Here is a 23,484-nt window from a genome sequence, read left to right as displayed (position 1 = left end):
CCACGGTCCCGGCCCGGGGAGCCGCCCCCGCCCGCAGGGCGTGCACGCACCCCGCGGGCCCCTCCCGCGGCCGCCGGCCCGCCCGTCGCGACCGGCAGCCCGGCCGGGGCGGCCGCCGTCCCGGGGCCGGGTCAGCAGCAGCCCCCGGCGCCCGGCGCCTCCTGGGGCGGGGCGCCGGTGCCGAGGGCGACCGGGACGGGCGCGGCGGCCGGGGCCGCGCAGCAGCCGCCGCCCGCGTCCTGCTGCGCGTCGGGCCGGTCGAAGAGGCCCGCGCCGCCGCACACGCCGGTCTCCGGCAGGGTGAGCTCGACGCGCTCGGCGGCCTCCCGGTCGCCGGCGAGGTGGGCGGCGACGGAGCGGACCTGCTCGTAGCCGGTCATGGCGAGGAAGGTCGGGGCGCGGCCGTAGGACTTCATGCCGACCAGGTGGACGCCCCGCTCGGGGTGGGAGAGCTCGCCCGCGCCGTGCGGGGGGACGGTGCCGCAGGAGTGCCGGTTGGGGTCGATCAGCGGTGCGAGGGCGGCGGGGGCCTGGAGGCGCTCGTCCAGGCCGAGCCGCAGCTCGGTCAGGAAGGACAGGTCGGGGCGCAGGCCGGTCAGGACGACGACCTCGTCCAGGTCCTCGGCGCGGCGGCCGTCCTCGGAGACGAGGGCGAGCCTGCCGCCGCTCCGTTCGACGGCGGCAGTGCGGAAGCCGGTCAGGGCGACGGCGTGGCCGCTCTCGACGGCGGCCCTGGCGGCGAGCCCGAGGGCGCCCCGGGCGGGGAGCTGGTCGGCGCTGCCGCCGCCGAAGGTCGAGCCGGTGATGCCGCGGCGCAGGACCCACACGGCGTGGGTGCCGCTCTCCTGCTCGGCCAGGCCGGCGAGCGCGGCCAGGGCGGTGAAGGCGGAGGCGCCGGAGCCGACGACGGCGGTGCGCCGGCCGGCGTACCGGGCGCGGACGGCGGGGTCCCCCAGGTCCGGGATGCGGTAGGAGATGCGGGCGGCGTGGGTCCTCTCGCCGATCGCGGGCAGGCCGTCGGCGCCGAGGGGGCCGGGGGTGGACCAGGTGCCGGAGGCGTCGATGACCGCGGCGGCGGTGATCCGCTCCTCGGTGCCGTCGGCGCGGGTGACGTGGACGGTGAAGGGCTGGTCCTCGCGGCCGGAGTCGACGACGCGGTCGCGGCCGGCGCGGGCGACGCCGGTGACCCGGGCGCTGCAGCGGACCCTGTCGCCGAGGGCGTCGGCGAGCGGCTGCAGGTACAGCTCCACCCAGTCGGCGCCGGTCGGGTAGGAGGCGGGGTCGGGGCGGGTCCAGCCGGTGGGGGCGAGGAGTTTCTCGGCGGCGGGGTCGACCAGTTCGGCCCAGGGGGAGAACAGCCGCACGTGGCCCCACGCGCGCACCGCGCTGCCGGCGGCCGGGCCTGCTTCGAGCACCAGGGCGGGCAGGCCGCGCCCGGTGAGGTGGGCGGCGGCGGCGAGCCCGACCGGGCCGGCGCCGATGACGAGGACGGGCAGGTCGGAGCCTTCGGGCATGGCGATGGTCCCCTTCGCGGCGAGCGGGGCGGCGGCACTCCCGCCACCCGGCTGATTCGACAAGCGTCGATGTGCTGGCGGTCCCGACCTTGCCACCCGGGATCGACCGGTGTCAATATAGACGCATGTCGAATCCGAAGGTGCCGGTCCTGGAGCCGGACGCCGCGCCGTGCTGCCCGCCGATCACCTCGGCCGAGCTGTCCGCCGAGGACGCGGCGCGGATGGCCGCGATGTTCAAGGCGCTGTCCGACCCCGTCCGGCTGCGGCTCTTCTCGAGGATCGCCTCGCACCCCGGCGGGGAGGCGTGCGTGTGCGACATCCAGGACGTCGGGGTGTCCCAGCCGACCGTCTCCCACCACCTGAAGAAGCTCCGCGAGGCGGGCCTGCTCACCAGCGAGCGGCGCGGCACCTGGGTCTACTACCGGGTCGCGCCCTCGGTGGTGGCCGGGATGGCCGCCCTGCTCGACCTGTCCCGCTGACCCGGAGGAGCACCCGGTGCCGCACGCCGCCGCCACCCTCGGCCCGATGGGGCCCGAGCACGCCGAGCAGGTCCTCGCGATCTACCGGGCGGGCATCGAGGAGGGCAACGCCACCTTCGAGACCGCCGCCCCGGCCTGGGACGCCTTCGACGCCGCCCGGCTCCCCGGCCACCGGCACGTCGCGCTGGGGGCGGCCGGCGAGGTGCTGGGCTGGGCCGCGGTGAGCGCGGTCTCCGCCCGGCCCGCGTACGCGGGCGTCGTCGAGCACTCCGTGTACGTGCACCCCGGCGCGCGCGGCCGCGGCGTCGCCCGCGCCCTGCTCCGGGAGCTGATCGCCTCGACCGAGGCGGCCGGGATCTGGACCATCCAGTCCGGGGTGTTCCCGGAGAACACCGCGAGCCTCGCCCTCCACGCCCGCGCGGGGTTCCGGGTGATCGGCACCCGCGAGCGTGTCGCCCGCCACCGCGGGACCTGGCGCGACGTGCTGCTGATCGAGCGCCGCAGCCCCGTCGTCGACTGACCCTCGTGCGCACGCCGACGGCCCCGCCCCGCCCCGTCCGGGGCGGGGCCGTCGGCGTGCGGCGGGGGTGCGGCTACGCGGCCGGGGCGGCTGCGCGGCGGCGGCCGAAGACCAGCGCCACCAGGAGCAGGCCGGCCGCCCCGCCGACCAGCTGCGCGGCGATGAAGCCGGGCAGCGAGCCGGGCGCGATGCCGGCGAAGGTGTCGGTGAACGCGCGGCCGATCGACACCGCCGGGTTGGCGAAGGAGGTGGAGGAGGTGAACCAGTACGCGGCGCCGATGTAGGAGGCGACCGCGACGGGCGCGGACCGGAGGTGGTCGGTCCTGGCCAGGCCGAGGACCAGCAGGACCAGGCCGGCGGTGGCGACGGCCTCGCCGAGCAGCAGGTGCCCGGCCGAGCGGTCGTGGGTCGACCACTCCACCAGCGCCCGGCCGAACATGGCGTCCGCCAGGACCGCCCCGCCGATCGCCCCCGCGACCTGCGCCGCGATGTAGGCGGCGACCTCGCGCGGGCCCGGGCCCCTCGGGTCCCTGCGGCCGGTCCACCACGCGGCGAGCGTGACGACCGGGTTGAAGTGCGCGCCCGAGACCGGGCCGAGCAGCAGGATGAGCACGCCGAGGCCGAACACGGTGGCCAGCGAGTTGGCCAGCAGCTGCAGGCCGACGTCCCTGCTGAGCCCGGCGGCCTGGATGCCGGAGCCCACCACCACCGCGACCAGTGCGGCGGTGCCCACGAGCTCGGCTGCCACCCGGTTCGCCAGCGGGGCCTCCGGCGGCTCGGCGGCACGGGGGTCCCCCCGGTCGGGGGCCGGGTCGGCCCCCGCCGCGGTGGTCTCGGGTGCGGCCGCGTCTGTGGCGTTCATCAGGGCACTCCTGTGCAGGGGGCAGGGCAGGGCAGGGCACGGCAGGTCACGGCAGGGCAGGGCAGGGCAGGGTGGGGCGGGGCGTGCCGCCGGGTCGGGACCGGGGTGGTTCAGCAGGACCGCCTGCGGCCGGCCGCGGAGGCCTCGCGGGCGGTGGCGGCCAGCTCGGCGAGCTCCGCCGCCAGGGCCGCGACGGCCCCGGGACGCAGCGAGTAGTAGGTGAAACGCCCGCAGGGCTCGGTGTCGACCAGGCCCGCGTCCCGCAGGGCCCTGAGGTGGTTGGACAGGTTGGTCTGCTTGGCGCCGGTCTCCTCCACCAGGTGCGTCGTGCACAGCGCCTCACGGGCGAGGAGCCGCACGATCCGCATCCGCAGCGGGTCGGCCAGCACCTTCAACACATCACCATCGACTGACGTCACCATGGGCTGATACGTTACCGGGCGCCGGGCCCGCCTGGCGAGCCCCCTCCCCGGCCGCCCCCCGGGGCACTGAGCCGCACCCATCGAAGGAACCACGACGATGCCCGCTCCCGCCGCCTCCGTGCTGTTCGTCTGCATCCACAACGCCGGCCGCTCGCAGATGGCCGCCGGCTTCCTGCGCCACCTCGCCGGCGACCGCGTCGAGGTCCGCTCCGCCGGCTCGGTCCCCGGCGACCGGGTCAACCCGGCCGCCGTCGCCGCGATGGCCGAGCTGGGCATCGACATCTCCGACCGGACCCCGAGGATCCTCACCACCGAGGCCGTCCAGGCGTCCGACTACGTCATCACCATGGGCTGCGGCGACGCCTGCCCGTACTTCCCCGGCAGGAAGTACCTGGACTGGAAGCTCGACGACCCGGCCGGCCGGGGAGTCGAGGCCGTCCGCCCGATCCGCGACGAGATCAGGGGCCTCGTCGAGGGCCTCATCGCCGAGATCGACGCCCGGTCCGGGCAGGAGGGCTGACACCCCCGCGGCCGGCACCGCGCCGGCCGGCGCCGACGTCCGCGACGTCCGCTTCCCGGCTCCGGGAGGGCCCGGCCCCCGGCCCCCGGCCCCCGGCCCCCGGCCCCCGGCCCCCGGCCCCCGGCCCCCGGCCCCCGGGGGCCGGGAGCCGTGCCGCCGGCCGGCGGGAGCCCTCAGGGGCCGCCGAGGAGGACCTCCCCGGCCTCGCGCACCGCGTAGGCCACCAGGACGTACCCGGCCGCCGGGTCGGCCCACCACCAGCCGGCCAGGGAGTTGAGCACCAGGCCGGCCAGCACGGCGGCGGCCAGCAGGCCGTCGACCAGGGTGACCCGGCCCTCGGTCCTCAGTACCGGGTTGTCCAGCGCGCCGCCGATCCGGGCCTTGCCCGCGGCGAGCGCGAGCATCACCGCGGCGGTCGCCGCGGTCCAGGCGGTGCCCAGCGGCGAGGGGTGCGGGCGGAGGCCGGCGGCCAGCACCCAGGTGGACTGCACCAGCAGGTAGGCGGCCAGCAGCGCGAAGCCCCCGCCGATCAGCTTCAGTGCGCGCCTGCGGCGCTCCTCCCCGGTGCCGGACAGCTCCCAGACCACGACGGCGGAGGCGCCGATCTCGATCAGCGAGTCCAGGCCGAACCCGGCCAGGGCGACCGACCGCGCCGCGACCGCCGCGACGGCGAGCACCGCGATGCCGGCCGCGTTCCAGCCGAGGGTGGCGTACTCCAGGGCGAGGCCGCGGCGGAGCAGGCTCCGGCGGACGGTGTCATCGGTGCGGGCCACCGCGCGATTGTCCCAGAGCCCCGCCCGTCCGGCTGCGTGCGGTGACTCCTCCGGACGGGCCGGCACATCGCGTGGAGGACAGCCGGGTGGCGTCGGTCAGCCGGTGGGCCAGACCCGCCGGAGAAGTCACCTCACATCGTCACTGTCAGCCGTTCTCGCGGGCCAGCCGGTCCAGGCCCTCCAGCAGGCCGGGGAGGGAGGGCCCGCGGCCCACGGGCAGCACCTGGCCGGGCTCCTCGTCGAGGAGGACGAAGGCGATGTCGTCCGTGCGGGCGACCAGGCTCCAGCCGGGCCCGTCGGCGCGGACGGTGCGGGCGCCGTCCCCGGCGGGGGCGGAGCGCACCCGGCCGGGCGGGGGCGGGTCCCCGAGGTAGGCGGCGGCCTCGCGGAGCACCCGGGCGACGCCCTCGTGCCCGGGGCCGCTCCCCGGTGCGGCGAACCGCACCCCGGCGTCGGTGGAGCCGCGCCAGGCGTGCCAGTCGCGGCCGACGTCGTCGGCGCCCATGCGCCGCTGGGCGGGCCCCCACGCCCCGGGGTCGGGCGGGGCCAGCAGCGGCCCGTCGGCGCCCTCCGGGTCGTGCGGCGCGGGGACGCCGGGGGCCTGCACGGCGAGGGCCAGCGGCCAGCCGGCCCGGGTCGCCACCACGGTCCGCTCCGGCGGGTCGAGGTCGTACTCCAGGCCGCAGTCCCAGGCCGCGACGGCGCAGCCGACGAGCGCCGCGTCGTGGGTGACCAGGGTCCAGCGGGCGCCGGCCGCGTCCTGCCCGAGGACGAGCCCGTACCCCGCCTCCCACGGCTCCAGGGCGAGTGCCCCGCAGGCGGCCGGGTAGTCGTCGGCGAGCACGCTCGGGAACTGCGCGGGGGTCAGCAGCAGCCCGGTGAGGACGTAGAACGCGTCCTCGTCGGCGGTCGTCACCACGGTCCTCCTCGGGGTGCGGGCGCGGCGCGGGCCGCCCGGTGCGCGCAGACTAGCCAGGCCGCGGCGCGGCGTCGAGAGGTGTACGGAGCAACCCGCCCGCCCCGGACGGGCCGCGCGGGTCCGGGGCGGGCGGGCCGGGACGGGGTCCGGCCGGGGTCCGGCCGGGTTCCGGGTCAGTGCGTGGACACGTCGTCGTAGACGCGGGCCGCCGCGGTGCCCTGGTGGGTGCCGTAGAGCAGGCCGTTGGTCCAGCGCCCGGCGGAGTCGGTGTCGCGGTGGCTGCTGACGCCCACGATCCAGCCCCAGCCGCGGCCGAGCCCCAGGCCGGCGATCCAGGGGCCGCCGCTGCACCCGTGGCCCATGTCGCACCGCAGGACCAGGGTGTCGTCGGCGGCGCCGACGGGGGAGACGGGCCCCTCGCAGTACCAGAGGTCCTGGCCGTCGAGGTCCGTCCGCCGGTAGCCGTCGAGCGGGTACCCGAAGGTGAACACGTCGGAGAAGGACGTGCCGCCGTCGAAGCGGATGCCCTGCGCGCCGACGGTGTCCTCCAGGTCGCCGCGGGCCGCCTGCGGGTAGAAGGCGAGGGCGGCGACGTCGTAGTGCCAGTCGCCGGTGTTCTGCCAGGCGGGCGTGGTGCCCGCGTACCGGAAGGTCCAGCGGCCGTACGGCTCCGTGCCGCCGCCCGCGTCCGGCACGAAGACGAAGTTGCGGTAGAAGGCGGCCTTCCCGCCGGCGCCCGGGTGGACGCAGTGGCCGGCGGTCCACACGGTGTCGCGGTTGTCGGCGCTGACGACGGCGGCGCTGCACCGGGCGTCCCCGACGGGGGTGGTGAAGTACAGCTGGCCGATGCTGCGGGCCGGCATCATCCCCTGGCCGCCCCAGCGGCGGGCGGTGGGCGCCTGGAGCGGGCCGGTGGCGTTCTCCGGGCCGGAGCTGTCCCGCTGCACCCGCTCGGGGGCGCTGCCGGGGACGCTGCGGGGCGTCCCGGGCCTCTCCGGCCTCCCGGCGGTGGAGGGGGCCCCGGCAGTGCCCTTCGGCGCGTGCTGCGCCCGGGGCATCGGCATGGCCCTGGCGGCGCGCATCCGGGCCTTCGTCCAGTACGCGTCGATGCGTGCGGCCTCGGCCCGGCTCGCGGTGACGCCGGCCGAGGCGGTGGCGGTCGGCCGGGGGCGGGCGGCGTCGTGCGCGGGGCTGCCGGCGGCGGGGGCCGCGGCGGCCGCCGGGGCGAGGACGCCCGCGAGCAGCAGGGCCGCGGCGGCGAGCGGTGCGCGGGAGCGCAGCCGCCGGAGCGGCGGGTGGTGGTCGGTCACGTCTCCTCCTCGGTTCCGCGGTGCCGCGCGGGCTCCGTACCGCGCCGCCGCCCCGCACGGAGGTCCGTGCGGGGCGGCGGGGCGGCGGCGCGGGACCTGCGCCGCGGCGCCGTCCGCCGGAGGACGTGCGGCCCGGGGCCTGCGGGGCGGGACGCCCCGGCTGCCGGGCGGCTGTTCGAGTCACCTGCCGCCACCGTAGGGACGGCGCCTGGGGCCCGCCAGCACGTAGGGCCGAACGGGTGACATCCGCGGCCGCGCCCGCCGCGTCCGGGCGGCCGGACGCGGGCCGTCCGGTGCCGGGCCGTGCCCCGGGCGGCGCGGGAGCGTTGGACAGGGTGCCGGACGTGGGGACCGGCGTCAGGAGTGCTGCCGGCGAAGGCGGTCGGGGGCGGGCCGGCGCACTCTCCGGCGGCCGCTCCCGCGTGGCGGAGGACCGGCCCGAGGAGGCATCAATTAAGGTTAGCCTTACCTAAGAAGTGAACCCCGGGCGTCCCCGCCCGCGTATCCCCCGCCTCCCCGCGTACCCGCCCCGCCGTACCGGCCCCGCATCCCCGCCGTCCGCCCCGCCCCGCCCGACCGCACCACTCCGCACCCCTCTCCAACCGCCCGCCCGACCGCACCACCCCGGAGCCCCGCCATGACACCCGCCGTCGGCACCCCCCTCGACCGCCCCGTCCCCCCGGGCCGCTCCGCCCCGCCGCTCCCCGCCGGGGAGGCCGTGCTGCGCCGCCAGCGCGCCCGTGAGTCCTCCGCCCGCACCTACGCCCGATCGTTCCCCATCGTCCCGGTGCGCGCCCAGGGCATGACCGTCGAGGGCGCCGACGGCCGCCGCTACCTCGACTGCCTCTCCGGTGCGGGCACCCTCGCCCTCGGCCACAACCACCCCGTCGTCCTCGAGGCCGTCCGGCGCACCCTCGACAGCGGCGCCCCGCTGCACGTCCTCGACCTCGCCACCGCGGAGAAGGACGACTTCACCACCGCCCTCTTCGAGACCCTGCCGCCGGCCTTCGCCGACCGGGCCCGCATCCACTTCTGCGGCCCCGCCGGCACCGACGCCGTCGAGGCGGCCCTCAAGCTCATGCAGACCGCGACCGGCCGCCGCGGCGTCCTCGCCTTCACCGGCGCCTACCACGGCATGACCGCCTGGGCCCTCGCCGCCACCGGCAACACCGCGGTCAAGGAGCCGCTGCCGTCCTGCGGCGAGGTCACCCGCCTGCCCTACCCGTACTCCTACCGCTGCCCCTTCGGCGTCGGCGGCGAGCGCGGCGCCGAGCTCTCCGCCGTCTACACCGAGCGGCTGCTCGACGACCCCGGGGGCGGCGTCACCGCCCCCGCCGCGATGATCGTGGAGGCCGTGCAGGGCGAGGGCGGCACCGTCCCCGCCCCCGACGCCTGGCTGCGCGAGATGCGCCGGATCACCGCCGAGCGCTCCGTCCCGCTGGTCCTCGACGAGGTGCAGACCGGCGTCGGACGCACCGGGGCCATGTGGGCGGTGGAGCACAGCGGCGTCGTCCCCGACGCGATGGTGCTCTCCAAGGCCATCGGCGGGTCGCTGCCGCTCGCGGTCGTCGTCTACCGCGAGGAGTACGACGGCTGGCTGCCCGGCGCCCACACCGGCACCTTCCGCGGCAACACCCTGGCGATGGCGGCCGGCGCGGCCACCCTGCGGTTCGTCGCCGCGGAGGGCCTGGCCCGCCGGGCCGCCGAGGTCGGCGCCCGCATGGCCGCGCGGCTCACCGCCCTGCGGGCGGAGCTCCCGGCGATCGGCGACGTCCGGGGGCGCGGCCTCATGATCGGCGTCGAACTGGTCGACCCGGAGGGCGTCCCGGACCGCTGCGGCGCGCTGCCGCCCGCCCCCGCCCTGGCCGTCCGGGTGCGGGCCGCCTGCCTGGCGCGCGGCCTGATCGTCGAACTCGGCGGCCGCCACGACGCCGTCGTCCGGCTCCTGCCGCCCCTGACCATCACCGACGGGCAGGCCGAGGCCGTCCTCGACCGGCTCGCCGACGCCGTCGCCGAGGCCTCCGCCTCCGCCGACTCCCGGGAGCACGCGTGAACGCCGCCGTCCCCGCGGGCACCGCGCCCCTCCCCGCCGCTGCCCCGTCCGGCCCGTCCCCGTCCGCCCCGTCCCCGTCCGGCCCGTCCCTGTCCGACGCGGCCGCGTGCCTGGCCGGCGCCGCCCGGACCACCGCCCTCTCCGGCGGCGCCGAGGGGCCCCGGGCGCTGCGCCCGCTCCTGGAGACCGTCCTCGACGCGCTCGCCGACGGCGCCGCCCGGCGCGGCGGCCCGCTCCCCGCCGGTGCCCCGCAGGAGCTCGCCGCGCGGGTCGCCGACGAGTTCGCCGCCGTGGCCGGCACCGGCGGACCCGAACCCCTCCACCGGCTCACCGCCCTCCTCGCCCACGGCAGCGCCGACCCCGCCGACCCCTCCTGCGCCGCCCACCTGCACTGCCCGCCGCTCGCCCTCGCCGTCGCCGCCGACCTCGCCGCGAGCGCCCTCAACCCCTCCCAGGACTCCTGGGACCAGGCCCCGGCCGCCACCGCCCTGGAGACGCTGCTCGTCCGGGACCTGGCCGCCCTGGTCGGGTACGACCCCGACGACGCCGCGGGCGTCCTCACCTCCGGGGGCAGCGAGTCCAACCTCATGGGCCTGATGCTCGCCCGCGACCACGTCCTCGGCGGAACCGGCGGCGGCACCCGGGACGGCAGCGCCGCCGTCGCCGGCGGCGGCCCGGTCCGGTCCGTCGAACGCGACGGCCTGCCCCCCGGCCGCACCCCGCGCATCCTCGCCTCCGCAGCCGCCCACTTCTCCGTGCAGCGTGCCGCCGCCCTCCTCGGCCTCGGCGAGCGCGCCGTCGTCCCCGTCCCCGTCGACCGCGGCCTGCGGATGGACACCGACGCCCTCGGCGCCGCCCTGAGCGGCTGCGCGGACCGCGGCGAGACCCCCGTCGCCGTCGTCGCCACCGCGGGCACCACCGACACCGGCGCGGTCGACCCCCTGCACCGCGCCGCCGACCTCGCCGCCGCCCACGGCGCCTGGTTCCACGTCGACGCCGCCTACGGCGGAGGGGCCCTGCTCTCCGACCGCCTCGCCCCGCTCCTCGACGGCACCGCCCGCGCCGACTCCGTCGCCCTGGACTGGCACAAGCTCGGCTGGCAGCCCGCCGCTGCGGGCGTCTTCCTCGTCCGCCGCGCGGAGGCGTACGCGCCGCTGGCCCGCCGCGCCGCCTACCTCAACCCCGCCGACGACGAGGACGCCGGCTACCCCAGCCTCCTCGGCCTCTCGCTGCGCACCACCCGCCGCCCCGACGCGTTCAAGATCGCGGTGACGCTGCGCACCCTGGGCCGCGAGGGACTCGGCCGGCTCGTCGACGCCTGCCACGGCCTCGCCCGCCACGCCGCCGCCACCGCCGACGCCCACCCCCTGCTGGAACTCCACGCCCCTCCCGTCCTCACCACGGTCCTGTTCCACTACCGCCCGCAGCACCCGGGCCTGCACGGCCCCGCCGCCCGCGACGCCCTCAACGCCGCCCTGCGCCGCCGCCTGCTGCGGGAGGGGCGCGCCGTCGTCGGCCGCACCGAACTGCCCGGCGAGGGGCCCGGCCGGGTGCGGCTCAAGCTCACCCTGCTCAACCCGCACACCACCCCCGCCGACGTCGAGCGGCTGCTCCACGCCGTCGCCGCCGCCGGCCAGGCCGAGGAGGCCGCCGCGTGACCGCCCCCGCCCCGGCACCCCTGTCCGCCCGACCCGCCCCGGCACCCCTGCCCGCCACCCGCTCGGAGGCCCCCCGGTGACCCTGCCCCGCCCCGCCCCCGCCGCCGACGCCGTCCCCCGGCCCGCCCCCGCCGCGTCCCGCCCCGACGGTCCCGACGCCGGGGTCCTCGACCTCGTCGGCGTCGGCATCGGCCCGTTCAACCTCTCCCTCGCAGCCCTCGCCGACGCCGTGCCGGACCTGCGCGCCCTCTTCCTCGACGCGAAACCCGCCTTCTCCTGGCACCCCGGCCTGCTCCTGGAGGGCACCACCCTCCAGGTGCCCTTCCTCGCCGACCTGGTCACCCTGGCCGACCCCACCAGCCGCTGGTCGTACCTCAACTACCTGCGCGCCCACGACCGGCTCTTCCCGTTCTTCTTCTCCGAGCGGTTCCACGTCCCGCGCCGCGAGTACGACCACTACTGCCGCTGGGTCGCCGGGCACCTCCCCTCCTGCCGCTTCGACGCCCCCGTCACCGCCCTGGAGTGGGACGACGCCGCCGGTGCCTTCGCCGTCGTCCACGGCGGCGCGGGCGGACCCCGCCGCGTCCTGGCCCGCCGGGTGGTGCTCGGGGTGGGCACCCGGCCCGTGGTGCCCGGACCGCTGCGGCACCTCCTGGAGCCCGGCCGGGTCCTGCACAGCGCCGACTACCTCGCCCACCGCGACGCCCTCGCCGCCGCGGACGACGTCACCGTGGTCGGCGCGGGCCAGTCCGGCGCCGAGGTGGTCCTCGACCTGCTGCGCCGCCAGGACGGCGACGGGCGCGGCGGACCGTACGTGCGCTGGCTGGCCCGCACCGCGGCCTTCGCCCCGATGGAGTACTCCAAGATCGGGCTGGAGCACTTCACGCCCGACTACGTCGGCTGGTTCCGGCGGCTGCCCGGCGAGGTGCGCGACCGCATGGTCCGCGAGCAGTGGCAGCTGTACAAGGGCGTCAGCGGCGACACGCTCGGTGCGATCCACGACGAGCTGTACGAGCGCACCGTCGGCGGCGGCGCGCCCCGCGCCGCCCTGCACCCGGCCACCGAGGTCACCGCCGCCGAGCGGGACGGCGACGGCTACCGGCTGACCTGCCGCCACACCCGGCAGGACGCGGAGTCCGCCGTGCGGACCGGCCGGATCGTCCTCGCCACCGGGTACGCCGCCGTGCGGCCGCCCTTCCTGGAGCCGGTCGCCCACCTGGTGGACTGGGACGGGCAGGGCCGCTACCGGGTCGACGGCGACTACCGGGTCGCCCTGGACCCGCGGGTCACCGGCACCCTCTTCGTGCAGAACGCCGAGATGCACACCCACGGCGTCGGCGCCCCCGACCTCACCCTGGGCGCCTGGCGCGCCGCCGTCATCCTCAACGCCGCCGCCGGCCGGACCGTGCTGCGGCTGCCCGCCCGCACGGCCTGGACCACCTTCGGCGTGCCGGAGGACCGGCCCGCGGCCGCCGCTCCCGGGGACGGGGCCCAGCGGATGCACGGGGCCGACCGGCGCTGAGGCCGGGCCCCCCGGACGGCGGGCGGGACGGCCCCCGCCCCGCCCGCCGTCCGGGGGCCGGCGCGCCGTTCAGGGCGCCATGCCGAGCAGCCGCTCGCGCACCTGCCGCCAGCAGTCCTCGTCGGCCGCCACCAGCAGCCCCTCCACGTTGCGGCCGGGCCGGTACGGATCCCCGTCCAGCCGGGCCGAGACGCCGCCCGCCTCGCGGACCAGCAGCGAACCCGGCGCGTGGTCCCACGGCAGGGTCCGCCAGAAGAGCGTGAAGTCCTGCTCCCCGGCGGCGACCCGCGGGTACTCCACCCCCGCGGCCCCGCTGCCGCCCGTCACGGACGCGAACCCGCGGGCCCCCTCCGTCACCACGGCACGCATCTCCGGCCCCAGGAAGCGGCCCAGCACCGCTCCCCGCCACCGCTCCGGCCCGTCCCCGGCGGGCGCCCGCCGCAGCCGCTCGCCGTCGCGCCAGGCGCCGCCGCCCTTCTCCGCCGCGTACCCGACGCCGCAGACCGGCTGCCATATCCAGGCCGCCACCGCCTCGCCGTCGCGGACCAGGGCGGCCATCACCGCGTAGTCCCCCTTGCCCGCGACGAAGTTGCCCGTGCCGTCGAGCGGGTCGACCAGCCACACCGCGGGCTCGGTCCGCACCGCCTCCACGAGCGAGGGGTCGACCGAGACCGCCTCCTCGCCGACCACCGGCACCGGCAGCAGCCCGCGCAGCCGCTCGGCGATGATCAGCTCCGCCTCCCGGTCGGCGACGGTCACCAGCTCGCCCGGGGCCTTCTCCACCACGTCGCCGGCGGCGAGCGCCCGGAACCGCGGCTCGATCACCTCGGCCGCCGTCTCGGCGAGGATCTCCGCCACCTTCTCGAACACCACGCGCCCGCTCCTCTCGCTTCCCCCAACTGTCCCATGCCGGTGATCGCCGTGCCGGGCCGGGGACGCGCCCGCGGCCCGGCACGGCGGGCCGCACGCCACGGGCCGTCCGGCCGCCCCGACCCGGCTCCGCAACCCGCTGGTCCCCGCAACCCGCCGGTCCCCGCCACCCGCCGGTCCGCGGTCCGGTTGCCCCCGGCACCCCCCGGCCGCCAGGATGGCGCGGTGCCCGACGCCCCCGCCTCCGAACCGGCCCCCGACCGCAGCCCGGCCCCGGCCCGCAGCGCCCCCTCCGCGGCCGCCCTCGCCGCCGCCCGCGACAACGCCGGGTGGTGCCGCGCGCTGTGCCGCACCCACGGACTGCCGGGGGAGGAGACCGCCGACGCCTGGACCAGCCCCCGCCGCACCCCGCCGTACTACCCCGACGCCGTCACCCTGCGCCCCGGCGCCGACCCCGCCGCCCTGCTCGCCCGGATCGACCACGCGTCCCCCGGCTGCACGGTGAAGGACTCCTTCGCCGACCTGGACCTCGCCCCGGCCGGCTTCCGTGTCCTCTTCGACGCGCAGTGGATCCACCGCCCGCCCGGCGCGCCCGTTCCGCCGGCCCCCGCGGACGGAGCGGTCTGGCGCACCGTCAGGACGGCTGCCGGGCTGGAGGAGTGGCAGCGGGCCTGGGCCGCCCCCGACGGTCCGCCGGACCTCTTCCGCCCCGCCCTGCTCGACGACCCCGCCGTGCGGGTCCTCGCCGCGCACCGCGGCGGCCGCCTCGTCGCGGGTGCCGTCGCCCACCTCGGCGGCGCTGCGGCCGGCGTCTCCAACGTCTTCACCGCCCCGGACCACCCGGAGCCCGCCTGGCCCGGCCTGCTCGCGGCCCTCGCCGCCCGCCGGCCGGCCCCGGCCGTCGTCGGGTACGAGCACGGCGGCTACCTGGACGGGGCGCTCCGCCACGGCTTCCGCGCCGCCGGCCCCCTCCGCGTCTGGATCCGCCCGGACTGACCGGCACCGCGACGCGCGGGGTTCACCCGCGTGCACGGGGGCAGACGGCCCGCAGGGACGGCGGCACGGGGACGGCGGCATGGAGCGGACCGCGCGTCGACGGCTCGAGGGCGTGGCGGCCGCGGCCTGGTCGGTGGTGTGCGTCCTGGACGTCATGGGACTTGCCGGGGGACGCTCCGGCCCGCTGCAGGGGGCCGGCGCCGCCGGTGCCGGGATCGCGGCGGCGTGCTTCGCCGCGGCGGCCGCCCGGTCGGGGCGGCGGAACGGACGCACCCCGCAGGAGGGGGCCCGCGGCGGCGGGCGGCAGGTGGACGCCCCGCCCCGCCCCCGCCCTCCGGCGGCCCCCGCTGAGCGCCGAGCCCCGCTGAACGGGCCCTTCCCGGGTGTGCGTCACGGAGCGCGCCGGGCCCCCGCGGCGGCCGGCAGGGCCGCCGCGGGGGGCGCGCGGCGGGGGCTCCTACGGCGTCGCCTCCAGGTCCAGGCCGAGCCGGTCGGCCAGGAAGCAGAGGGTGTCGGCGGCGAGGCCGACCGTGCGGGAGACGGAGCGGGCGCCGTGGCCGACGTCCTTCTCGCGGCGCAGCAGCACCGGCCGCTCCGCCGGGTCGGCGGAGGTCGCCCACTGCAGGGCGGCGCAGAGCTTGCGGGCGTGCAGCGGGTCGACCCGGGTGTCCTGGTCGAAGACGGTGAAGAGCACCGCCGGGTACACGGTGTCCTTCCGCACCCGGTGGTAGGGGGAGTACGCCAGCAGCCAGGCCAGCTGCTCCGGGTCGTCGGCGGTGCCGTACTCCTCGTTCCAGGTGCGGCCGAGGCCGAACCGCTCGTACCGGACCATGTCCAGCAGGGGCGCGGAGCAGACCGCGGCCGCGTACAGGTCGGGGCGCTGGGTGACGGCGGCGCCGACCAGCAGCCCGCCGTTGGAGCCGCCCGAGATCCCGAGGCCGCCGGGCTCGCAGACGCCGTTGTCGAGCAGCCACCGCGCGGCGGCGTGGAAGTCGTCGAAGACGTTCTGCTTGCTCCCCATCATCCCCGCGCGGTGCCACTCCTCGCCCTCCTCCAGCCCGCCGCGCAGGTTGGCGACCGCGTAGACGCCGCCCGCCTCCACCCAGGCGAGGATGTTCGCGGAGAAGCCGGGGGTCAGCGACACCTGGAAGCCGCCGTAGCCGTACAGCACCGTGGGGCGCGGGCCCGGGGGCAGGTCGGTGCGGGCGACGAGGAACATCCGCACCCCGGTCCCGTCCGCCGACGGGTACACGACCTGGCGGACCGCCACCGGCGGCAGCTCCACCCGGCCCGGCGCCTCCGCCCAGACGTCGACCGCGCCGGTGCGGCCGTCGTAGCGCAGCACCCGGTCGGGGGCGGTGTGGTCGCCGTAGCCGAACCACGCCTCGTACCCGCCGCCCGGCACCAGCGGGTCGGACGGCGACAGGCTGCCGACGCTGCCGAGCCCCGGCAGCCCCACGGTGTGCAGCCGCTCCCCGGTGGCCAGGTCGTGCACGGCCAGTTCGGAGACGGCGTGCCGGCTGCGGCAGACCAGCAGCCGGGGCCGCCAGTCCGGGTCGCTCCCGTCGCCGTGCAGCACGGCGACGTCCTCCAGGACGGCCTCGGGGTCCTGCGGCACCAGGTCGGTGAGGAGCCGGTCCCACTCCTCCTGCGGCACGCCGTCCGGCCCGCCGGCCGCCGCGTACAGCTCCGCCGGGTCGCCCACCAGCACCCGGCCGCGCGGCGCGTCCGCGTCGGTGAAGACGTAGGCACGGCCGTCGTGGCCGACGCCGAGCGAGGTCTGGTCGTCGCGGCCGGTGCGCAGCGGCCGCAGCGCGGGCCGCTCGGCCGGGGAGGCGTGCAGGTCGGCGAGGTACAGGTCGCTGCGCGGGGCGGTGCCCGCCGAGGCGCTGACGGTCAGCCAGCGGCCGTCGCGGCTGACCCGCACGTCGTAGTAGTTGGTGGCGGGCAGTCCGGCGCCGAAGACCTCCGGGTCCTCGTCGGGGTCGGTGCCCAGCCGGTGCAGGTGCACCCGGCGGTGGTACTGCTCCTCGCCCTCGGGCACCAGGTGGGGCGCGAGCCGCCGCACGTAGTAGAAGGCCTCGCCGCCCGGCAGCCAGGCGACGGGGGAGTAGCGGGTGCGGTCGATCGGGCCGTCGACGGCCTCCCCGGTGGCGGTGTCCAGCACCCGCAGCGCCGACTCCTCGGTGCCGCCCTCGGAGAGCTGGTACGCCAGCAGGCGCCCCTCGTGCGAGGGCGACCAGGCGTCGAGGGTGGTGGTGCCGGCCGGGTCCACCCGCATCGGGTCGACCAGGACCCGCTCCGCCGCGCCGCGCGGGCCGGGACCGCCGTCCCCGCCGGGGCCGGCGGTGAGCAGCACCGCGTGCTCCTGGCCGGGGGAGCGGCGGGTGAGGAAGCGGTGGCCGCCGCACCAGAACGGGCTGCCCTCGAAGCCGGCGCCGTTGAGCTCGGCGAGGCGGGCGGCGGTGCGCTCCCGGCCGCGCCAGCCCCGCCGGGCGGACTCCAGCAGGGCGTCCTGGGCCTCGGACCAGCGGCGGGTCTCCGCGCTGTCCGGGTCCTCCAGCCAGCGGTAGGGGTCCTCGACCCGGTGGCCGAAGAGGTTGTCGGCGGTGTCGGTGCGGCGGGCGGGCGGGTAGGGGCCGGCGGTGCCGGGGCGGGCGTCCTGGGCGGGCTGGGTCACCATGGCGGCAGCGTAGGCGATCCGGCGGCGGGGGAGGGGCGCCCACGCGCCCGACCGAAGGAACGCGGCCGGCCCGGCCCGCCGGCGGGCACGGCACGACGGGCCCGGCCCCCGGCCGGAGGCGTGGGGCCCGGCGCCGCGGGCGGCGTGCGGACGGTGGCGCCGCCCGTGCCCCTCTCCGGGACCCGGGGCCCCGGGTCCCGGGGCCCCGGCGGCGGGTTCAGCGGCGCAGGGCCGTCTCCTCCCGCATGTGCGACAGCTTCTCGGGGTTGCGCACGGCGTAGAGCCCGGTGACGAGGCCGTCGTCGATCCGCACCGCCAGGACGCTGTCGATCGCGCCGTCGAGCCGGAGGACCAGCGCCGGGCAGCCGTTGACCTGGGCCGGCCGCAGCGACACCGCGGCGGTGATCCTGCCCAGCCCGGCGACCACCAGGCGGGCCACCTTGCCGGCCCCCACGACGGGCCGCAGGACGGCCTGCCTCACTCCGCCGCCGTCCCCCACGAGGACGACGTCCGGCGCGAGGACGTCGAGCAGGCCCTGCAGATCGCCCGTCTCGGTCGCCCGCCGGAACGCGTCGAGCGCCTTCCGGGTCTCGGCGGGGGAGACGGCCCCGCGCGGCCGGCGCGCCGCGACGTGCGCCCGTGCCCGGTGCGCGACCTGGCGGACCGCGGCCGGGGTCCTCTCCACGGCCTCGGCGATCTCGTCGTACGCGAGGCCGAACACCTCGCGCAGCACGAACACCGCCCGCTCGGTCGGCGTGAGCGTCTCCAGCACCAGCAGCATCGCCATCGAGACGCTGTCGGCCAGCTCGACGTCCTCGGCCACGTCGGGCGCGGTGAGCAGCGGCTCGGGAAGCCAGGGGCCGACGTAGGACTCCCGGCGGCGGCCGAGCGTGCGCAGCCTGCCCAGCGCCTGGCGCGTGGTGATCCGCACCAGGTACGCACGCCGGTCCCGCACCGTGCCGAGGTCGACGCCCGCCCACCGCAGCCAGGTCTCCTGCAGGACGTCCTCCGCGTCGGCGGCCGAGCCGAGCATCTCGTAGGCGACGGTGAACAGCAGGTTGCGATGGGCGACGAACGCCTCGGTGGCGGGGTCCGTGCGTCCGTCCCCGGCGGGCCGCCCGGCCGTGTCCTCCGTGCGTCCGCTGCGCTCGCTCTCCACCGGCTGCTCCTGCCTGTCCGCTCCCGACGGTGCCACGTGCACAGGACGCCGCTCCCCGCCGCCCTGTGACACCCCTGGGCGGTGGCGTACGTCACACGGCCGCCCCGTCACGCGGGGCGGGCGGCCGGCATCTCCTGTCCGTCAGGTACGGCACCACGAGTGAGGACGACGTCATGGACGCCCGATTCAACATGTTCGACAACGAGCTCGCCACCGGGTTCGCCAAGCGGTTCGCCAACGCCGGCCTGGTGGTCCACCGGTCGTCGCTGCCCAGGTCCACGCAGGAGCTGGTGTCGCTGCGCGTCAGCCAGATCAACGGCTGCGGATGGTGCATCGACTTCCACGTCAAGGAGGCCGCGGCCGCCGGGGAGACGGCGGTCCGGCTCCACCTGGTGGCCGCCTGGCGCGAGTCCACCGTGTTCACCGAGGCCGAGCAGGCCGCGCTGGCGCTCGCCGAGGAGGGCACCCGGCTCGCCGACGCCCACCACGGCGTGTCCGACGAGACCTGGGCCCGGGTGCGCGAGCACTACGACGACGACGGGACCGCCGCACTGGTCTGCCTGGTCGCCCTGGTCAACGCGGCCAACCGGCTCGCCGTGATCGTGCACCAGCGGGGAGGCTCCTACGAGCCCGGCATGTTCGCCGCCGCGTTCGACTGACCGGCGGACGCGTCCGGCCCCGCCCGGGGCGTCCGGTCCGGGCCCGCCCCGGCGGCACCCCGCCCGCCGTCCGTCCCGCCGCCGGGGCCGCCGTCCGTCCCGGCGGCGAGGCGGTGGCGGAGCACCTTCTCGTACTCCTCCCGGACCCGGCGGTCCATGGCCAGGGTGAACTGGGCGTCGGCGACCGCGCGGCCCAGCGGGCGGACCCGCAGCACGCTCTCGGTCAGCCGGTGCGCCTCGTCCGCGCTCGGGGTGCCGTCCTCCAGCCCGGCCAGCAGCCGCTCGCCCACCAGCCGGACGAAGAGGTCGGCGACCGCGTCCGCGTACTCCTGGGTGCGGCGGGCCACCTCCAGCACGCCGGCGAGCGGGACGCCCTCCCGGACGAGGGCGACGGTGGCGTCCAGCAGCCGCCGGCTGACGTGGGTGACGCCGTCGCGGTCGGCGGTGACGTAGCCGAGGCCCACGGAGGCGCGGACGGCCTCCGCGCCGGCCTCGCCGGGGAACGCGGCCTCCACCTCCTCCCAGGTCAGCCGGACCGGCACCTCGTCCGTCCAGGGGGCGGTGATGGCCTGCTCCAGGCCGATCAGCTCGGCGACGTGCCGGCCCTCCTCGCCGGCCGCGAGCAGCTCGGCGATGCCGCCGAGGGTGTGGCCGCGCTCCAGCAGGGCGGCGACGACGCGCAGCCGGTCGAGGTGCTCCTGGGTGTACCAGGCGATGCGGCCCTCGCGGCGGGGCGGGGGGAGCAGGCGGCGCTCGCGGTAGAAGCGCAGGGTGCGCACGGTGATGCCGGCCGCTTCGGCCAGCTCCTCCACGCGGTACTCGCGCGGCGGCTCCGGCGCGCCCTCCCGGGTCCCCCCGCCGCCCCCGACGGGGGATGTGTCCTGCGTCACAGGCTGTATTGGACCTTCCGTCAACAATCCGCTCGGTCTACGCTCCCCATCATGCCAGTGAACACTGGCGCGGTTCCCGAGCTCCTCGGAGGAGGCCCCATGGCATCCGCAGCAGAACCCGGCGCGGCCGCCCCCCACGTGCGCGTCGCCGTCATCGGATCCGGCTTCGGAGGCCTCGGCGCGGGGGTGCGGCTGCGCCGCGCCGGCATCACCGACTTCGTGATCCTGGAGCGCGCCGCCTCCGTCGGCGGCACCTGGCGCGACAACGACTACCCCGGCTGCGCCTGCGACGTCCCCTCCCACCTGTACTCCTTCTCCTTCGCGCCCAACCCCGAGTGGCCCCGCAGCTTCTCCGGCCAGCCCCACATCCGCGCCTACCTGGAGCGCGTCGCCGACACCTTCGGCCTCCGCCCCCACCTGCGCTTCCACGCCGAGGTCACCGCCGCCCGCTGGGACGCCGGCACCGCACGCTGGCACCTCGCCACCACCGCCGGCGACTGGACTGCCGACGCGGTCGTCTCCGCCACCGGCCCCCTCTCCGACCCGCGGATCCCCGACATCAAGGGCCTCGACACCTTCCCCGGCCGGATCTTCCACTCCTCCCGGTGGGACCACGACTACGACCTCGACGGCAAGCGCCTCGCGGTCGTCGGCACCGGCGCCTCCGCCATCCAGATCATCCCCGCCGTCCAGCCCCGCGTGAAGCGCCTCACCGTCTTCCAGCGCACCCCCGCCTGGGTGCTGCCCCGCGCCGACCGCGAGATCTCCGCCGCCGAGAAGTGGCTGCACGCCAGGATGCCGCCGTCCGGCGCCCTGCGCCGCGCCCTCCTCTTCGCCGTCCGCGAGCTCCAGGTCGACGCCTTCGTCAACCGGCCCCGCCTGCTCGGCGCCGTCCAGGCCATGGCCGAGCGCCACCTGCGCCGCGCCGTCGCCGACCCGGGGCTGCGCGCCCGCCTCACCCCCGACTACCGCATCGGCTGCAAGCGGATCCTGCTGAGCAACACCTACTACCCGGCACTCGCCGCCCCCACCACCGACGTCGTCGCCTCCGGGCTCGCCGAGGTCCGCGGCTCCACCCTCGTCGCCGCCGACGGCACCGAGACCGAGGCCGACGCCGTCGTCTTCGGCACCGGCTTCCACGTCACCGACATGCCGATCGCCGACCGCGTCACCGGCGCCGCCGGCCGCACCCTCGCCGAGGAGTGGGACGGCACCATGGAGGCCCTGCGCGGCACCACCGTGCACGGCTTCCCCAACCTCTTCTTCGTCATCGGTCCCAACACCGGCCTCGGCAACAGCTCGATGATCCTCATGATCGAGTCGCAGCTGAACTACATCGTCGACGCCCTCACCCGCATCGACGCCCTCGGCGTCGCCGCGATCGACGCCCGGCCCGAGGCGCAGCGGCGGTGGAACGACGAGGTGCAGCGGCGGATGCGCTCCACCGTCTGGGCCACCGGCGGCTGCACCAGCTGGTACCTCGACGCGAACGGCCGCAACACCACCGTCTGGCCCGGCACCACCGGCCGGTTCCGCCGCGAGACCCGCCGCGTCGACCTCGCCGAGTACGACCTCGTCCCGCGCCCCGCCGCCCGCCGGCCCGTCCCTGCCGGAGCCGCCGCCTCCGCCGCCTCCGCCGCCTCCGCCGCCTCCCCGGCGGGTCCCGCCGGCGCCGGGCCCGCCGGCCCGACCGCCGAGGAGTCCGCCCCGTGAGCCGCCCCCGGCTCCCCCGCGACTGCGTCCCGCCCGACCCGCGCCGCGAGCTGCGGGTCCGGTCCGCCGACGGCACGTGGCTCCACGCCGAGGTCCACGGCCCCGAGGACGCCCCCACCGTCGTCCTCGCCCACGGCTGGACCTGCTCCACCGCCTTCTGGGCCCCCGTCCTGCACCGCCTGGCCGCCGACCACCGCCTGGTGGCCTACGACCAGCGCGGCCACGGCCGCAGCGACGCCCCCGCCTCCCCGGCCGGGTACGGCACCGGCGCCCTCGCCGACGACCTGGAGGCCGTCGTCGAGGCCACCGTCGCCCACGGCTCGCGCGCCGTCCTCGCCGGGCACAGCATGGGCGGCATGACGGTGATGGCCGCCGCCGACCGGTCCGCCGTCCGCGACCGCACCGCCGCCGTCCTCCTCGCCAGCACCGGCAGCGGCTCCCTCCTCGCCGAACTGCGCGTCCTGCCGTTCGCCGGACGCGCCCCCCGGGCCCGGCTCGCCGCCCACCGCGCCCTGCTGGCCTCCCGCCTGCCGCTCGGCCCGGTCACCGGGCTGAGCCGCGCCGTCCTCAAGTACGCCGTCATGGGGCCGGCCGCCCCCGCCGACCGGGTCGAGGCCTGCGCCCGCATCGTCCACGCCTGCCCCCGCCGGGTCCGGGCCGCCTGGGCCCAGGTCCTCGGCACCCTCGACCTGCACGCCGAGGCCGGTCGGCTCGCCGCCCCGACGGCCGTCCTCGTCGGCGCCGCCGACCGCCTCACCCCGCCCGTCCTCGCCCACCGCCTGCACGCCGTGCTGCCCCGGCCCGAGCGCCTCACCGAACTCCCCGGCACCGGCCACATGTCGCCCGTCGAGCGGCCCGACGCCGTCGCGGACGAGATCCGCCGCCTCGTCGCCGACCACCTGCACCGGCCCGCGGCCCCGCAGGGCACGGCCGCCCCGCAGGACACCGCCGCCCCGCAGGCGCCCGCCGAGCAGCCCGCCCCCGCCGCCGCCCCGCACCAGCAGAGGAGCGCCACCGCATGACCCCCACCCCGCCGCTGTCCTCCCAGGTCGCCGTCGTCACCGGGGCCGCCCGCGGCATCGGCGCCCTGCTCGCCCGCAGGCTCGCCGACCGCGGCGCCACCGTCGCCCTCGTCGGCCTCGAACCGGAGGAGCTGGCCCGCACCGCCGCCGCCTGCGGCCCCGGCGCCACCCACTGGGAGGCCGACGTCACCGACCTCGACGCCCTCACCGACGCCGCCCGCCGCATCCAGGCCCACCACGGACGCGTCGACACCGTCGTCGCCAACGCCGGCATCGCCCTCGGCGGCCCGCTCCTCGACTCCGACCACGCCGCGTTCAGCCGCGTCGTCGAGGTCAACCTGCTGGGCAGCGTCGCCACCGCCCGCGCCTTCCTCCCCGCCCTCGCCGACTCCCGCGGCTACCTGCTCCAGATCGCCTCCCTCGCCGCCATCACCCCCGCCCCGCTGATGTCCGCGTACTGCGCCAGCAAGTCCGGCGTCGAGGCCTTCGCCCACTCCCTGCGCGCCGAGGTCGCCCACCGCGGGGTCCGGGTCGGCGTCGGGTACCTCAGCTGGACCGACACCGACATGGTCCGCGGCGCCGACGAGGACGAGGTGCTGCGGGAGATGCGTGCCCGCCTGCCCTGGCCCGCCAACCGGACCTACCCGCTGGAGCCCGCCGTCGACCGCCTCGTCGCCGGCATCGCCCGCCGCTCCCCGCACGTCTACGCCCAGGGGTGGCTGCGCGGCATGCAGGCCGTGCGCGGCCTCGTCCCCTCGGTGATCGGGCGCCTCGGCCCGCGCGAGATCCGCCGCCTGGAGCCCCGCCTGCGCGCCACCGCCGCCCGCCGCCTCGGCCCGGTCGGCGCGGGCGGCGCCGCCGACACCGAGGCCCGCAAGGCCCGTTCCTGACGCCCCGTCGCGCGGCGGCGGCCGGTTCGGCCGCCGCCCTCCGGCCGCGG

General features: G+C 78.3%; 21 protein-coding genes. 11 read left to right on the top strand and 10 right to left on the bottom strand.

Annotation, left to right across the window (positions count from 1 at the left end; translation table 11 throughout):
- Nucleotides 1–131 precede the first annotated feature (131 nt).
- Nucleotides 132–1,514, bottom strand: a complete 1,383-nt coding sequence (locus ACFY07_RS19485) for an FAD-dependent oxidoreductase (RefSeq protein WP_390870026.1) — start codon at nt 1,512–1,514, stop codon at nt 132–134.
- Nucleotides 1,515–1,639: 125 nt separating this feature from the next.
- Here ACFY07_RS19485 and ACFY07_RS19480 point away from each other — a divergent pair, with 125 nt between their 5' ends.
- Both ACFY07_RS19480 and ACFY07_RS19475 read left to right on the top strand, forming a co-directional pair.
- Nucleotides 1,640–1,993: an ArsR/SmtB family transcription factor gene (locus ACFY07_RS19480; RefSeq protein ID WP_390870024.1), complete on the top strand. Its 354-nt coding sequence runs from the start codon at nt 1,640–1,642 to the stop codon at nt 1,991–1,993.
- 46 nt (nt 1,994–2,039) lie between these two features.
- A complete protein-coding gene (locus ACFY07_RS19475) occupies nt 2,040–2,513 on the top strand; it encodes a GNAT family N-acetyltransferase (RefSeq protein ID WP_390870117.1) in 474 nt (157 codons plus the stop codon).
- 73 nt (nt 2,514–2,586) lie between these two features.
- Here the strand turns inward: ACFY07_RS19475 and ACFY07_RS19470 are convergent, their stop codons facing one another.
- Nucleotides 2,587–3,375 carry an aquaporin gene (locus ACFY07_RS19470; RefSeq protein ID WP_390870022.1) on the bottom strand — a complete coding sequence of 263 codons (789 nt, stop codon included), beginning with the start codon at nt 3,373–3,375 and terminating at the stop codon, nt 2,587–2,589.
- Nucleotides 3,376–3,485: 110 nt separating this feature from the next.
- A complete protein-coding gene (locus tag ACFY07_RS19465; protein WP_390870020.1) occupies nt 3,486–3,797 on the bottom strand; it encodes an ArsR/SmtB family transcription factor in 312 nt (103 codons plus the stop codon).
- A 97-nt stretch (nt 3,798–3,894) separates the two neighbouring features.
- Between ACFY07_RS19465 and ACFY07_RS19460 the strand changes: the two genes are divergently transcribed.
- Nucleotides 3,895–4,317, top strand: a complete 423-nt coding sequence (locus ACFY07_RS19460) for an arsenate reductase ArsC (RefSeq protein ID WP_390870018.1) — start codon at nt 3,895–3,897, stop codon at nt 4,315–4,317.
- 173 nt (nt 4,318–4,490) lie between these two features.
- On the opposite strand, the gene ACFY07_RS19455 is transcribed toward ACFY07_RS19460, so the two are convergent.
- The 3 genes from ACFY07_RS19455 to ACFY07_RS19445 all read right to left on the bottom strand — a co-directional run bounded on the left by ACFY07_RS19455 (nt 4,491) and on the right by ACFY07_RS19445 (nt 7,319).
- On the bottom strand, nt 4,491–5,090 hold the full coding sequence (locus tag ACFY07_RS19455; RefSeq protein WP_390870017.1) for a cation transporter: 600 nt from the start codon (nt 5,088–5,090) through the stop codon (nt 4,491–4,493).
- A gap of 145 nt (nt 5,091–5,235) precedes the next feature.
- On the bottom strand, nt 5,236–6,006 hold the full coding sequence (locus tag ACFY07_RS19450; RefSeq protein ID WP_390870015.1) for a hypothetical protein: 771 nt from the start codon (nt 6,004–6,006) through the stop codon (nt 5,236–5,238).
- 176 nt (nt 6,007–6,182) lie between these two features.
- Nucleotides 6,183–7,319 carry a hypothetical protein gene (locus ACFY07_RS19445; protein ID WP_390870013.1) on the bottom strand — a complete coding sequence of 379 codons (1,137 nt, stop codon included), beginning with the start codon at nt 7,317–7,319 and terminating at the stop codon, nt 6,183–6,185.
- A 637-nt stretch (nt 7,320–7,956) separates the two neighbouring features.
- Between ACFY07_RS19445 and ACFY07_RS19440 the strand changes: the two genes are divergently transcribed.
- The 3 genes from ACFY07_RS19440 (at nt 7,957) to ACFY07_RS19430 (ending at nt 12,552) form a co-directional block, all read left to right on the top strand.
- Nucleotides 7,957–9,372: a diaminobutyrate--2-oxoglutarate transaminase family protein gene (locus ACFY07_RS19440; RefSeq protein ID WP_390870011.1), complete on the top strand. Its 1,416-nt coding sequence runs from the start codon at nt 7,957–7,959 to the stop codon at nt 9,370–9,372.
- A gap of 110 nt (nt 9,373–9,482) precedes the next feature.
- Nucleotides 9,483–11,030, top strand: a complete 1,548-nt coding sequence (locus ACFY07_RS19435) for a pyridoxal phosphate-dependent decarboxylase family protein (RefSeq protein ID WP_390870115.1) — start codon at nt 9,483–9,485, stop codon at nt 11,028–11,030.
- Nucleotides 11,031–11,106: 76 nt separating this feature from the next.
- Nucleotides 11,107–12,552 (top strand): lysine N(6)-hydroxylase/L-ornithine N(5)-oxygenase family protein, encoded by a 1,446-nt coding sequence (locus ACFY07_RS19430; protein WP_390870009.1) that lies wholly within the window; start codon nt 11,107–11,109, stop codon nt 12,550–12,552.
- Between the two features lie 69 nt (nt 12,553–12,621).
- Here the strand turns inward: ACFY07_RS19430 and ACFY07_RS19425 are convergent, their stop codons facing one another.
- Entirely contained in the window at nt 12,622–13,425 is an 804-nt protein-coding gene (locus ACFY07_RS19425) for an inositol monophosphatase family protein (RefSeq protein WP_390870007.1), read from the bottom strand.
- Nucleotides 13,426–13,764: 339 nt separating this feature from the next.
- Between ACFY07_RS19425 and ACFY07_RS19420 the strand changes: the two genes are divergently transcribed.
- Entirely contained in the window at nt 13,765–14,418 is a 654-nt protein-coding gene (locus ACFY07_RS19420) for a hypothetical protein (RefSeq protein WP_390870113.1), read from the top strand.
- A 457-nt stretch (nt 14,419–14,875) separates the two neighbouring features.
- On the opposite strand, the gene ACFY07_RS19415 is transcribed toward ACFY07_RS19420, so the two are convergent.
- The gene (locus tag ACFY07_RS19415) at nt 14,876–17,101 is read right to left on the bottom strand and encodes a prolyl oligopeptidase family protein (RefSeq protein ID WP_390870005.1); all 2,226 of its coding nucleotides are present in this window, start codon (nt 17,099–17,101) and stop codon (nt 14,876–14,878) included.
- A gap of 217 nt (nt 17,102–17,318) precedes the next feature.
- On the bottom strand, nt 17,319–18,260 hold the full coding sequence (locus tag ACFY07_RS19410) for an RNA polymerase sigma-70 factor (protein WP_390870003.1): 942 nt from the start codon (nt 18,258–18,260) through the stop codon (nt 17,319–17,321).
- Between the two features lie 173 nt (nt 18,261–18,433).
- On the opposite strand from ACFY07_RS19410, the gene ACFY07_RS19405 reads away from it, so the two are divergent.
- Nucleotides 18,434–18,919 (top strand): carboxymuconolactone decarboxylase family protein, encoded by a 486-nt coding sequence (locus ACFY07_RS19405; protein WP_390870001.1) that lies wholly within the window; start codon nt 18,434–18,436, stop codon nt 18,917–18,919.
- On the opposite strand, the gene ACFY07_RS19400 is transcribed toward ACFY07_RS19405, so the two are convergent.
- Entirely contained in the window at nt 18,883–19,809 is a 927-nt protein-coding gene (locus ACFY07_RS19400; RefSeq protein WP_390869999.1) for a MerR family transcriptional regulator, read from the bottom strand. The two genes, ACFY07_RS19405 and ACFY07_RS19400, sit on opposite strands and share 37 nt — an antisense overlap.
- Nucleotides 19,810–19,908: 99 nt before the next feature.
- On the opposite strand from ACFY07_RS19400, the gene ACFY07_RS19395 reads away from it, so the two are divergent.
- From ACFY07_RS19395 to ACFY07_RS19385, 3 genes are read left to right on the top strand one after another with little or no spacing between them, the layout of a single operon-like run.
- Nucleotides 19,909–21,522 (top strand): flavin-containing monooxygenase, encoded by a 1,614-nt coding sequence (locus ACFY07_RS19395; protein WP_390869997.1) that lies wholly within the window; start codon nt 19,909–19,911, stop codon nt 21,520–21,522.
- The gene (locus tag ACFY07_RS19390; protein ID WP_390869995.1) at nt 21,519–22,544 is read left to right on the top strand and encodes an alpha/beta fold hydrolase; all 1,026 of its coding nucleotides are present in this window, start codon (nt 21,519–21,521) and stop codon (nt 22,542–22,544) included. Before ACFY07_RS19395 ends, ACFY07_RS19390 begins: the two co-directional genes overlap by 4 nt.
- Entirely contained in the window at nt 22,541–23,434 is an 894-nt protein-coding gene (locus tag ACFY07_RS19385; RefSeq protein ID WP_390869993.1) for an SDR family oxidoreductase, read from the top strand. Before ACFY07_RS19390 ends, ACFY07_RS19385 begins: the two co-directional genes overlap by 4 nt.
- Nucleotides 23,435–23,484: the final 50 nt, after the last annotated feature.

Source organism: Streptomyces sp. NPDC001380, from assembly GCF_042895785.1.
GTDB lineage: Bacteria > Actinomycetota > Actinomycetes > Streptomycetales > Streptomycetaceae > Peterkaempfera.
The sequence above is the reverse complement of the archived record's forward strand: the minus strand, read 5'-3'. Positions and strand labels throughout refer to the sequence as shown.

Bases quoted from the DNA above. Each gene is read 5' to 3' on its own strand.
- ACFY07_RS19460 (WP_390870018.1), top strand. From the start codon at position 3,895: ATGCCCGCTCCCGCCGCCTCCGTGCTGTTCGTCTGCATCCACAACGCC.
- ACFY07_RS19480 (WP_390870024.1), top strand. From the start codon at position 1,640: ATGTCGAATCCGAAGGTGCCGGTCCTGGAGCCGGACGCCGCGCCGTGC.
- ACFY07_RS19385 (WP_390869993.1), top strand. From the start codon at position 22,541: ATGACCCCCACCCCGCCGCTGTCCTCCCAGGTCGCCGTCGTCACCGGG.
- ACFY07_RS19405 (WP_390870001.1), top strand. From the start codon at position 18,434: ATGGACGCCCGATTCAACATGTTCGACAACGAGCTCGCCACCGGGTTC.
- ACFY07_RS19440 (WP_390870011.1), top strand. From the start codon at position 7,957: ATGACACCCGCCGTCGGCACCCCCCTCGACCGCCCCGTCCCCCCGGGC.
- ACFY07_RS19485 (WP_390870026.1), bottom strand. From the start codon at position 1,514: ATGCCCGAAGGCTCCGACCTGCCCGTCCTCGTCATCGGCGCCGGCCCG.
- ACFY07_RS19415 (WP_390870005.1), bottom strand. From the start codon at position 17,101: ATGGTGACCCAGCCCGCCCAGGACGCCCGCCCCGGCACCGCCGGCCCC.
- ACFY07_RS19395 (WP_390869997.1), top strand. From the start codon at position 19,909: ATGGCATCCGCAGCAGAACCCGGCGCGGCCGCCCCCCACGTGCGCGTC.
- ACFY07_RS19465 (WP_390870020.1), bottom strand. From the start codon at position 3,797: ATGGTGACGTCAGTCGATGGTGATGTGTTGAAGGTGCTGGCCGACCCG.
- ACFY07_RS19475 (WP_390870117.1), top strand. From the start codon at position 2,040: ATGGGGCCCGAGCACGCCGAGCAGGTCCTCGCGATCTACCGGGCGGGC.
- ACFY07_RS19470 (WP_390870022.1), bottom strand. From the start codon at position 3,375: ATGAACGCCACAGACGCGGCCGCACCCGAGACCACCGCGGCGGGGGCC.